9 protein-coding genes and 1 pseudogene are annotated in these 10,378 nt (G+C 62.4%); 7 read left to right on the top strand and 3 right to left on the bottom strand.

The annotated features are described in order from the left end of the window. Positions 1-23: 23 nt before the first annotated feature. The gene (locus HUV01_RS07275) at positions 24-902 is read right to left on the bottom strand and encodes a hypothetical protein (protein WP_217430943.1); all 879 of its coding nucleotides are present in this window, start codon (positions 900-902) and stop codon (positions 24-26) included. A gap of 113 nt (positions 903-1,015) precedes the next feature. Between HUV01_RS07275 and HUV01_RS07270 the strand changes: the two genes are divergently transcribed. After that, positions 1,016-2,104 carry a helix-turn-helix transcriptional regulator gene (locus HUV01_RS07270; protein ID WP_174297634.1) on the top strand — a complete coding sequence of 363 codons (1,089 nt, stop codon included), beginning with the start codon at positions 1,016-1,018 and terminating at the stop codon, positions 2,102-2,104. 551 nt (positions 2,105-2,655) lie between these two features. On the opposite strand, the gene HUV01_RS07265 is transcribed toward HUV01_RS07270, so the two are convergent. Beyond that, on the bottom strand, positions 2,656-3,798 hold the full coding sequence (locus tag HUV01_RS07265; protein ID WP_174297633.1) for a helix-turn-helix transcriptional regulator: 1,143 nt from the start codon (positions 3,796-3,798) through the stop codon (positions 2,656-2,658). A gap of 261 nt (positions 3,799-4,059) precedes the next feature. Here HUV01_RS07265 and HUV01_RS07260 point away from each other — a divergent pair, with 261 nt between their 5' ends. From HUV01_RS07260 to HUV01_RS07250, 3 genes and pseudogenes are all read left to right on the top strand, one after another. Beyond that, on the top strand, positions 4,060-4,791 hold the full coding sequence (locus HUV01_RS07260) for a PEP-CTERM sorting domain-containing protein (RefSeq protein WP_174297632.1): 732 nt from the start codon (positions 4,060-4,062) through the stop codon (positions 4,789-4,791). 58 nt (positions 4,792-4,849) lie between these two features. Beyond that, a complete protein-coding gene (locus HUV01_RS15130) occupies positions 4,850-5,344 on the top strand; it encodes a PEPxxWA-CTERM sorting domain-containing protein (protein WP_254606453.1) in 495 nt (164 codons plus the stop codon). A gap of 299 nt (positions 5,345-5,643) precedes the next feature. Continuing rightward, positions 5,644-5,808, top strand: a pseudogene (locus HUV01_RS07250) (transposase); the annotation flags it as partial. 516 nt (positions 5,809-6,324) lie between these two features. On the opposite strand, the gene HUV01_RS07245 reads toward HUV01_RS07250, so the two are convergent. Beyond that, positions 6,325-7,056, bottom strand: a complete 732-nt coding sequence (locus HUV01_RS07245) for a PEP-CTERM sorting domain-containing protein (RefSeq protein WP_174297631.1) — start codon at positions 7,054-7,056, stop codon at positions 6,325-6,327. A 364-nt stretch (positions 7,057-7,420) separates the two neighbouring features. Between HUV01_RS07245 and HUV01_RS07240 the strand changes: the two genes are divergently transcribed. Genes HUV01_RS07240 through HUV01_RS07230 form a run of 3 tightly spaced genes read left to right on the top strand, consistent with a single transcriptional unit; the run spans position 7,421 to position 10,333 of the window. Continuing rightward, complete coding sequence (locus HUV01_RS07240; protein ID WP_174297630.1) at positions 7,421-8,596, top strand: DUF2252 family protein; 1,176 nt, start codon at positions 7,421-7,423, stop codon at positions 8,594-8,596. 23 nt (positions 8,597-8,619) lie between these two features. Then, positions 8,620-9,285, top strand: coding sequence for an HAD family hydrolase (locus HUV01_RS07235; protein ID WP_174297629.1), 666 nt, complete (start codon positions 8,620-8,622; stop codon positions 9,283-9,285). Then, complete coding sequence (locus HUV01_RS07230) at positions 9,230-10,333, top strand: MBL fold metallo-hydrolase (protein ID WP_368040004.1); 1,104 nt, start codon at positions 9,230-9,232, stop codon at positions 10,331-10,333. The genes HUV01_RS07235 and HUV01_RS07230 overlap by 56 nt, the downstream gene beginning before the upstream one ends. Positions 10,334-10,378 lie beyond the last annotated feature (45 nt).

Raw genomic sequence — 10,378 nt, 5'->3', positions numbered from 1 at the left:
TGGGGTCAAATTCTCAACGCAAATCAGCCAAAAGCTGCTTGCATGCAATGCTTCTGGCGACGTCGCCGCACGCGAAGCACACCACCAGCCAAACTCAGGCCAATATTCATCGTCGCCCACGCTGCTGGCTCCGGAACGGCCCCTGTGGCCGGAACGTTGCTTACCCCGTCGCTCACTTCGATCGAATAGCTCGCAAAGTCGGCGAAGCTATGATCGATGTGGATGAACGGATCCACTGAGGCGAATCCCGTCTGCTCGAAAGCGAGATAGCTGGCACCGATTTGAGCGTTGATATAGATCGATCCGAGCTCATTAACCGATGAGAAGACGTGAATGGTACCGGCATCGCTGGCCGACATGCCCGCCGAACAGATGGCAAAAAACGGATAGGTGCACAGCGTTCGAGAGTCGCCGCCGACACCATTAGTGAAGTTGGGCTGAACAACGATCTGCGCTTCAAAATCGACCGCCGTGCTGTTCCTGGCGCCTGCCAGCCTGTAATCGACATCGATCGGAAGCACAGCGAAAGGATTTGGGCCGGTTACGGTATAGTAATACGTGATTTCGGCGCCGCCGCCGTTTGGCCCCGAGTACGCGCTCCCTGGATAATCCAGATAGGTCGAGACGGACGCATCGGGGCTGAGGCTTCGCGACGCTTGAACAAAACCGGAGTTGCACGACTCTGGGTTGCCGAAGTAGGCGCCAAGCCCACAGTTCGTCGAGCCGACCGCCGCCGGCACCGCCCATGCTGCTCCCGCGCCGGTGGCGAGGATGAGTGTAGCCAATGCCTTGGCCATCATGCGGATCATAGCTGCCCCCAAACATAAAGAAACGAAGCCAAAGACCGGATAGTTACCGTCACCCTGCGCATCTATTATGCAGCCGACGCGCCGCCGACGCATGATCAAAATGGATCAAACGACGCGGTTTTTTGTTGCGGCAGGAAGGGCTTGAAGGCGACGGCTCACTGCTGCCTGGTCGCGCCAGACGATCGCCGTCTTCGTGCGGGTGAAGCATGTATCAGGAACTGATCGACCGAATCTACGAATGTGCCTTCGTTCCCGATTCCTGGCCGGGCGTCCTCGACGAGATATCGACAATCGCCGCCGCGCGGGGTGGATCGCTGCTCACCGCCGATGGCGAGGTCCTCGGTTGGGCTGCCTTGGATAGCATGGCCGAGGTTTGGGACGCCCTCCAGCGCCTTGGCCTTATGAACTGTGGAGAACGCTTCCGGCGGTTAGTCGAGCTGCAGCATAGCGGCTTCTCGACCGACCAGGCAGGCTACCGGGACGAGGCCGAGATGGGCAAAGACCCGCTCTATCGCGAAGTTCTCTGGCCGCTTGGACTGGGCTGGGCTGTCGCCACGACCATCCCCCTGCCAACAGTCGAGACGATGGTCATCACCTTCGAACGCGACCGCAAGCTGGGCCCGGTCAATCCTGCCGTGGTTGACCAACTCGACATCTTACGTCCTCACCTTGCCAGAAGTGCATTGATCTCGACCCGATTGCGCCTGCAGCGGGCGCAGTCGATCAGCAAGGCTCTCGCTCTGCTCGGCATTCCCGCACTGGTGTTTGATGCTGCCGGGCGCGTTCTGGCGACCAATACGCTGATTGAGGGGTTGGCCGGTGCCCTCCAATGGCAAGCGCGCGATCGCTTCGCTCTTGTCGATCCGGCCGCCAACCGCATTCTCCTTGGGGCTATCGCAGCCCTTGGGGCTCCGGACAGCCTGCCGCGAGAGGTCCGGTCGTTCGCGGTCAGAGTGGGGGACGGTGCGGCTGCCATGGTGGCGCACATCGTGCCGGTTCGCGAGACGGCGCGCGACATCTTCGTCCGGTGCGCCGGCGTCCTCGTTCTGACGCCCGTCGCTCCAGCGAACGCGCCAGCGATCGAGCTAGTGCAGTCACTATTCGACCTGACACCTGCCGAGGCGCGGGTCGCACGCGAGCTGAGCGCCGGTCGATCGGTCGAGGAGATCGCTACCAATTTCGGCCTTTCAGTAGCTACGATCCGCAATCAAGTGCGGGCGGTGCTGGTAAAGACCGGCTGCCGCCGCCAAGCTGAAGTGGTAGCTCTTTTCGGTGGTTTGTCGAGAGTCACTTAGGTGACGCGCTTGCTACGCGCTGGCCACTCACACGACCAAGCTACGCGGTGATCCGACTTGTCTCAGCGCGCGCGCAGGAAGCGTTACTGCTGAACGAGTGGCCGGTAATGGGAAGCCGCGAGGCGGCGTCGGACGTCGGCTTATGGGGTCGATGGATCGATCGACGGCTCTTGGTAGGCAAGTCGGGAGCACCTAGCTAGTTGAGCGGCTTGCCATCTTTGTCTTTGCCGGGATCAGCGCAGAAACCGTCTCCTGTATGCTGTCGACAGCCATCGGAAAAATTTTTCCCACATCCCGTGAGGCTGAGGGTGGCAGCGAGAACCGTGAGCGCCAAACGTCGCTTGAGCATGACCGTTGCGTAGACGTATCGGGTTTACGAGGCAAGACTTTTATGATCCGCACGCCAGATCGTCGGCACGCTCGTACGCCTAGGCGCGCGTTTGGCCGATCTAAATGGATGGCGGAATTTAGGAAGCGCTCGAGCGCGCTGATCGTTCTTTTGGAGTGGGGAGGCAGAAACGTCGGCGGAATTGAAGATGTCCTGCGAATTATCACACGCAGCCCGCATCGCAAGTGCGGAGCGCCTTGTTCTCGCGGGTGAGCAGCGCGACCAATTCTGTTTGGCGCCGCGCGCCGGTCTTGTTGAACAGTCCCGCGAGTTGGCATCGAACCGTATTGATACTTACGCCGCGTGCTGCTGCCGCATGCCGTAGCGACTGGCCGTCAATCAGCGCGAGCGCCAGCGCACGTTCGGCGCGCGTCAACCCGAAGCCGTCCATCGCCTCGTTAGTCCGCCCGACATCGGCCAGTGGACTGATCCGCACTAGCACCGCTGGACCGTTCGCCGCCAGAGCTGCATCCAGCGAGAGCGGCAAAACACTGGCTTCGCCCGCGCGATGCCCGTCGGTCCCAACCAGCGCCACGACCCCGCCGCGCCGCTCGCCCGGCTTGGTCGCAGCCGCAATCGCGCTGGCCAACGCCGCGGCTACCCGGGGCGCAAAGGCGATCAAGCAACGACCCGACCTCCGTAGCAGCGTGCCATCGGCCAGCAACCGTTCCGCGGCATCGTTCGCATAGACGACGCAACCAACGGCATCCAGCAATAACGCCGCTTCGGGAGCGGCGTCGAGCGCCAGAGTGGTCGCCGCCGTGAACTGGCTCAGCTCTCTAAAACGCCATCGAAGCGCCGCAGCGCGCTTGAGGTGCGAATAAACCGGAGACAATGCCTTATCGGTATCTTGGCCAAAACGGCCGCGTGCGGAAGAGCGTCCGAGACTTATGTTGGTCACGATCTCTCCGCGCCGCTCGAGCCGCAGGTAAATACCGTGCTCAGCCCCGAGCGGGCGGAGAAAATCATTATAATATTCGGTGCGTTGCAGCGCTTCACGGGGCAGGATGTCCTCGTCACGAATGATCGTCGGCTGCCATACTGCCAAGTACCGGCTCGGGTCCCCCATCCGCGTTAGCGGATTGATCGCCGAATAATAGGTGTGAAATTCGGCGGGGGCGCTGCGATCCACGTTCCCATAGAATACTGCATCGCTTGCACCAGTGACAACGCTGGCTGTCAGCAACATCGCTTGACCCGCGCCCGCCAAGTCGGCAAGCTCAGCGAGCACCTCCCGCCACGCTGCCGGCTCAGCGACAGCGTCGTAAATACGGTCTGTCAGTCGCTCCAAGCGCTCCGCGCTCATCGCCCTTAAGTTGCCCCCACGTCATGCCGATGTGAGCAGGCATTGGCAGCTACAATCACCTGATCGATTGCCTTGCTTCAACACCACCGTGTCGTGGCCTGCCGGACACCTGCCCGCTACTACACAAAGGTAAAGCAGATCTGAATTTTTTGTGAGTTAGTCCATTTGCATGATGTGCTCGGCTCGGCTCCGTGGCACCAACCAAGAGCCTTGTGAACGTCGGAGACGGTAATCGTCGAAAACGTCGGCTATAATAAGGTCTTGGAAGCCGAGCCCAAGCGTGGGCTGATGGCAAAAGGGGATGTCATGTTGTTCTCGTCACGCTTTGCCGCAGTTGTCGTTGCGCTTGCCGGTGCGACCCAAGCGGGTGCGATTTCGATCAGTTTGGGTGCTGGCTCGCAGGAGCTTACGCTTTACGGGCAGGGTCCGATTTCATCGGGCGTCGGTAGCTTCAAGGTTGGCCAGGGGGCGAGCACCTTCGATGGCCTGACGTCGACCTTCACGTTTTCCGGTGCGATCACCAGTGGCGATGCGGGCTTTGATAGCGGCACATATTCATTCATCACCAAGTATGCTGGCCCCGACACGCCGCAAGCGGGTCCGGCCGCGCCATTTGCCCAGTCTAACCCAAGTAGCCTTAATTTCTTCTACTATGACTTCCTCGACCCGAGTACTTCGGTCACACTCTTTCTTAATACGCCGAGCCAGAAATACGCAATTTCGCTGGTTGCCGGTGGCAACTTCATCGCGGGCACCGGCTATTCGTTTGCCTTCACCGCGCCAACCTGCACCGGTGTCGCCACCTGTACTCAGAACAATGTTGGCTTGACGCCCGGGGCGACGATTCACGGTCCGGTAACGATCAATGCCAACTTTACGATCGCAACCGCCGCGCCCGGCGTGCCCGAGCCGTCCGTTTGGGCATTGTTCGTCGCTGGCTTCGGAGCAATCGGCTTCACCGCTCGTCGCCGGCAAACAGCGCTTGCCGCCTGAACCGGTTCGGCCAGGACACTGGCTAGACACGCATCATAAGCGTACGGGGGACTTGAAGATGATGAAGTTAATGCTGGCCACGGCAGCTGCTGTCGTCGGTTATACGGCGGCCAACGCTGTCGTCCTGCCGCAGCTCGATCCCGTGCTGCTCGATACGACATTCGTCTCGACGTCGGGAACGACCCCGGCGTCGATTAATTTTGTCAACCACCTGAGCACGGCAGTCGATGTCTACTGGATCAACTATTCGGGCAATCGCGTCTTCTACACGACGCTTGCTGCAATGAGTGACTATGTCCAGCCGACCTTTATCACCCACCCGTGGATCATTGCCGCGTTTGGCTCAGGCGACACGCTCGCACAGGGCACGGGGACGTTGATAACCGGCTTTCTCGCCCAGACGCCCGACGCCGCACACGTCGGCCCGGACATCGCTAACATTGGCGCCACTGGTGGCACGGTGCCCGAGCCGGTGAGTTGGGCGCTCATGGTCGCCGGCTTTGGCCTGGTTGGCGCGGCCGCGCGCCGCCGCTCGTTCGTACTCGCCGTCTAGTACGCTGGTTCGCGCTCATGGCTCGCGCGAAACATGCTGGGCCTTCAAGGCCGACATGGGGATGGTGTTAGCGCAGCATCGAAATACTGGAAGGTAAAGCTCCTCAACGTCTCGGTCGATTGGGACGCATGGAGTCTAGCTTGGTGATGCGACGCCCCTTATGCAGTTTGCGTCGCAGCGTAACACAGCCGCGAACTACTGCGATTGCTCGATTGACATGATGCCGAAAAGGGAGCTGCTCGGTCCAGCATGTCTGCCGGGATTCCACTCGCTAGGCTCAGGACCTATTAATCGGCTAACCTGCGGAGTACGGCCCGCACAAGACGATCTATAACTGCTTCATCCGCTGGAGCCGGCTGGGCGTGTTCAACCGCATCTTCGCCGCGCTGGCGGCCAAGGGCGGCAAGCCGGACCAGCTGATGATCGACGCGACGCATCTCAAGGCGCATCGAACCGCCGCCAGTCGATTGGGCGGCGGAAGAGGCGGCGGCAGTCGCGAGTGCTACGGCGGTGGCGACCGCTGCGGCGGGCGTGGCCGACATCGCCGGGGGCGGTTCGGGGCGCACCGCCGAGACATGATCCGCCACGTCGCGAAGAACCCGCCCTTTGGCATCGCCCTCCGAAAGCGGCGCGTCCAACGCTAGGAATGCCTCCCTGCCTGCTGATTCTAGTGCTCGACGGCCTAAATCAAGAACAACTGGGCGATAGCCGTACGCTCAGCCGCACCTCGCCGCACGGGTGTATCAAGTCGCAGTTTAGAAGCACACGCCCGCGCGGTAGGAGAGCGATTACGGATTTCGGCAGGGTGAAAGAACGACTGCTTTTGCGCCACGCCTAAGCAGCGCCGGCGTCGCTTTGTGGGTCATCTAACAAGTGTATTTCGGGCTCCGTACTAATGAGCTTCGAGCCCTTGCGGGGCTCGCCGAATGTTGCCGGACGGGTCGCGATCATGCCCTGTCAGTCGCATTAGGCGGTCACGGTTAGGCGGCGACCGTCCGCTGCCGTCGCCTGCCGATCAAACCGACGGCACCGAACCCGGTGACCAGCAGCACCCAGCTTGCCGGCTCGGGAATACCGCCGGTCAGGGATACGTCATCGACACCGTTGGCGTCGTCGGTCAATGGTGTGCCATTGAAGAACGCGATCCGCGTCGATGGTCCGCTCGCGATGAAGCTGGTGGCGAAGAATTTCCAGTTGTCGCGGTTCTCGGTGATATCGGCGTTGATGAACGGTGTGTAAGCGCCGCCGTTGATCGAAAGGTTCACCGTCGACGGATCGGCGTAGAAGGTCGCCTCGTTGCCGTCCGTATCTGCATTACCAACATAAAAGCTCAGATCGTAACGTCGCCCGGCGGTTGTTGCGATGTCTTGGTAGATGCCATCGGTCGGACCGGCATTGCCGAGGCCGGTTAGGTCGAGCCAATTATTGCCGCCGTGCGCATTAAATACGATCGGCGGGCCCGAGCCTTCGGTATAGGTCGTCGGCACAACGGTCACCTGGCCCCCGGCGACGGTCCACGCACCGCCAAAGCTCTGGCCAGCGTAATACGTCGCGAGCTGCTGTCCCGAGAGTGCCGTTGCCTCGAACCCGGGGTCACCGAGCAGATTCGCCGAGGCCGAACTTGCCCCGGCAACCGCCGCAACGGTGGCGAAAAGCAGATGATGTCGCATTGTAATCGTCCCATCGAAGGTCGCCGAGCCAGTTCTCAGCATGCGCCGATCAGGAAAACGCTGTCTAGCTCCAAATCCGGACATCAGCTCGATTAGAAGGCGTGCTGGGGCGTCGAGCAGGACTAGCCTGCATCGTCCGAGATTGGGTCAGGCCCGGTGCGGACGAACGTGTGCTGCCGGTTAGGTGAATGAGCGGCAATATGTGGGTTACTTTTCGGTGCCGCCGAATGACCGACTATGGGGCGAGCCGTCTCGAGCTCGCGCAAGCGATGCATGATCGTCGAATGATGTGGCTGCCCGCTGACCGTTTCCGCTGCAACACAGCGCGACATTATTACCGATGGCCTGAACTGTGTTCGGCTGGCATGCCCAAACGGACATTGGTGGGCGAGAATAGATCGGTTCGATGAAGAACAAAGTTGTCGCCATCGGCGACCGGGCGGAGGTTCTTGCGCGGACGCGCAACCTGAAGATGGCCCGCTCGCAGCATGCTTACGTCCGCGGCAGCACGGTCAAGTTTTACGAGTGGCTGGCCGAGAGCGAGGGCAAGGTTCCCGTCGGTCCGTCGATTTGGATCTGCGGGGATTGCCACCTCGGCAATCTGGGTCCGCTGGCTGACACCGATGGCAACGTCGCGATCCAAATCCGCGATCTTGATCAGACCGTGATCGGCAATCCGGCGCACGACATCATCCGCCTCGCCCTGTCGCTGGCGGCGGCCGCGCGCGGGTTCGACCTGCCGGGCGGCGTAACCGCGCGGATGATTGAGGCCATTGCCGCCGGCTACGTCGCCGGCCTGACCGACCCGGCAAAAGCGATCGATGCCCAGCCCGAGCCGGTGCGGAAGCTGCTGCGCCTCGCCGGCCGGCGCCGGTGGAAGCATCTGGCGGAAGAACGCATCGAGGACGTGCGGCCGGTCATTCCGCTCGGGTCGAAGTACTGGCCGATGGACAAGGACGAGCGCAGGCTGCTCGCTGACATGCTCGCGTCCGAGGCCTTGGCGCAACATTGGAGTGCCATCATCGGCAGCGATAAGGACACACCGTTCGAGCTGCTCGACGCGGCTTACTGGATGAAGGGGTGCAGCTCGCTCGGCCGGCTGCGCTACGCTGCGATCGTGCGGCAGGGCGACGACGACCTATCGCTGCTCGACATCAAGGAAGCGACCAAGGCCGCCGCGCCGCGCGCTCCCGATGCCGAGATGCCGCGCGACAATGCCCTCCGCGTCGTCACCGGCGCGCGGGCGCTGTCGCCCAACCTGGGCGAGCGGATGGCCGCTGGCCGCCTCGGCAACGCGGCGGTGGTCGTCCGCGAGCTGATGCCACAGGACCTCAAGACCGAGCTCGACGGTCTTGCTGCCGAAGAGGCTCGCGCCGTCGCCTGGTCGCTCGCCGCTGTCGTCGGCCGGGCCCATGGGCGGCAGCTCGACGCGCACCAGCGAGACGAGTGGGCCGGTGCCCTCCACCAGCGATCGAAGAGCCTCGATGCCCCGTCGTGGCTGTGGTCGAGCGTCGTCGAACTCGTCGGCATTCATGAATCAGCCTACCTCGAGCATTGTCGTCGCGCGCTGCTGGCGGCGTGAGCTTACGCACCGGGAGCTTGACGATGCCGATCAAGGCGATCCTGTTCGACATCGACGGCACGCTCGTCGACAGCAACGATCTGCACGTGCTTGCCTGGCAGGAGGCGTTCACGGCGGCCGGTGTCGAGTTCGACCGGCAAACGATCCACGATCAGATCGGCAAGGGTACGGACATGCTCGTCCCGGCATTACTTCCCGACGCGGACCAGGCGACCCAGGTTGCGCTCGGCCAAGTGCACGGCGAGATCTTCAAGTCCACCTATCTTCACCGAGTGCGGCCCTTTGCAGGCGCACACGATCTGCTCGCCCATGCCCATGGCCGTGGACAGCGCGTCGCACTGGCCTCGTCGGCGTCAAAGGCGGAGCTCGATCACTATCTCGACCTGCTCGACGCACGCGATTTGGTCGAGGTCACCACCAGCAGCGACGATGTCGAACGGACCAAGCCGGCACACGACATCTTCGCGACCGCACTGCGCAAGCTGGCCGACGTCGGGCCCAGCGAGGCGATGGTCGTCGGTGATACGCCGTACGACGTCGAAGCCGCGGCGGCGTGCGGCATCGCAGCGATCGCCCTGCGGTCCGGCGGGTTCGCCGATGACGTGCTTCGACGTGCCGGGGCCGTCGCCATCTATGACCACGCTGCGGCGCTACTGGCAGACTACGCCGCGTCGCCGCTCGGGCGATAATCGACAAACCCCGATGCCCGGGAACCGCTACTATCACGGCCCCGAGAGCGACCACTTCGACGGGCTCCGCTTCTTCAACCCCGGTCAGCCGACCACCGACCGGTCGCTATTCGACCTGCTCCGCTGGCGGTTGAGTGCTCCCCGATCGGATTGGCCTAAATCGGTTGCAGTGCGGCGGGTGAAGCCCGACGCGCGAGTCGATCGTCTGCGCATCACGATGGTCGGTCATGCGACCGTCCTGATCCAGGTGGCGGGGATCAACCTGCTGTCAGACCCAGTCTGGTCGGATCGGACTAGTCCGTTTGCGGCGTTCGGTCCCGAGCGGGTTACCGTACCCGGCATTGCGTTCGACGATCTCCCGCCGATCGACGTGGTGCTGGTCAGCCACAACCACTACGACCATCTTGACCTCATGACGCTTGGCCGGCTGCACGCAGCACATGCCCCGCTGATGGTCATGCCGCTCGGCAACGACACGATCATCCGCGCTGCCGTGCACGACGCGCGGATCGCGGTGGGCGACTGGCACGACCAGATCGAGATCGCCCCCGGCGTCGCCACGACGTTGACCCCGGCCACCCACTGGTCGGCTCGCGGCATTCGCGATCGACGAATGGCTCTGTGGGCCGGGCACTACCTGAAGACCAGTCGGAATGGCAGCGTCTGGTTCGCCGGTGACACGGGCTACGGCGACGGTGCCATCTTCCGCGACTTGCGCCATCGACACGGCGCGCCCGACGTCGCTCTACTGGCGATCGGCGCCTATGCCCCTCGGTGGTTCATGGCTCCGCAACACACCGATCCGGCCGAGGCGGTGCGGATTTTCGCCGACGTGGGTGCCCGACATGCACTCGGTATCCACTGGGGAACCTTCCCCTTGAGCGATGAGCCTCGTGAGGAGCCGCCAGCGCTGCTGGCCGCCGCTTTGGCCCAGTCCGGTGTTGAACCAAGCCGCTTTCCGGCAGCTGAACCTGGTAGTGTATATCATTATGCATCAGAGTCAGCTGCCAAAGAACCATGCGAAGACAAACGAATCCGACCTAAATGAACGCCTCCTATCGGGACGCGGCCAAGTCGAGCTGAACGACCGCTT

Source organism: Sphingomonas bacterium (genome assembly GCF_903643035.1).
Classification (GTDB): domain Bacteria; phylum Pseudomonadota; class Alphaproteobacteria; order Sphingomonadales; family Sphingomonadaceae; genus Sphingomonas.
Note: the sequence above shows the minus strand (reverse complement) of the source record. Positions and strands in the feature narration are given on the sequence as shown.

Excerpts from the sequence above, each read along its gene's own strand:
- HUV01_RS07275 (WP_217430943.1), bottom strand. The coding sequence starts at position 902 with ATGCGTCGGCGGCGCGTCGGCTGCATAATAGATGCGCAGGGTGACGGT.
- HUV01_RS07270 (WP_174297634.1), top strand. The coding sequence starts at position 1,016 with ATGTATCAGGAACTGATCGACCGAATCTACGAATGTGCCTTCGTTCCC.
- HUV01_RS07265 (WP_174297633.1), bottom strand. The coding sequence starts at position 3,798 with ATGAGCGCGGAGCGCTTGGAGCGACTGACAGACCGTATTTACGACGCT.
- HUV01_RS15130 (WP_254606453.1), top strand. The coding sequence starts at position 4,850 with ATGATGAAGTTAATGCTGGCCACGGCAGCTGCTGTCGTCGGTTATACG.
- HUV01_RS07245 (WP_174297631.1), bottom strand. The coding sequence starts at position 7,056 with ATGCTGAGAACTGGCTCGGCGACCTTCGATGGGACGATTACAATGCGA.
- HUV01_RS07240 (WP_174297630.1), top strand. The coding sequence starts at position 7,421 with ATGAAGAACAAAGTTGTCGCCATCGGCGACCGGGCGGAGGTTCTTGCG.
- HUV01_RS07235 (WP_174297629.1), top strand. The coding sequence starts at position 8,620 with ATGCCGATCAAGGCGATCCTGTTCGACATCGACGGCACGCTCGTCGAC.
- HUV01_RS07230 (WP_368040004.1), top strand. The coding sequence starts at position 9,230 with ATGACCACGCTGCGGCGCTACTGGCAGACTACGCCGCGTCGCCGCTCG.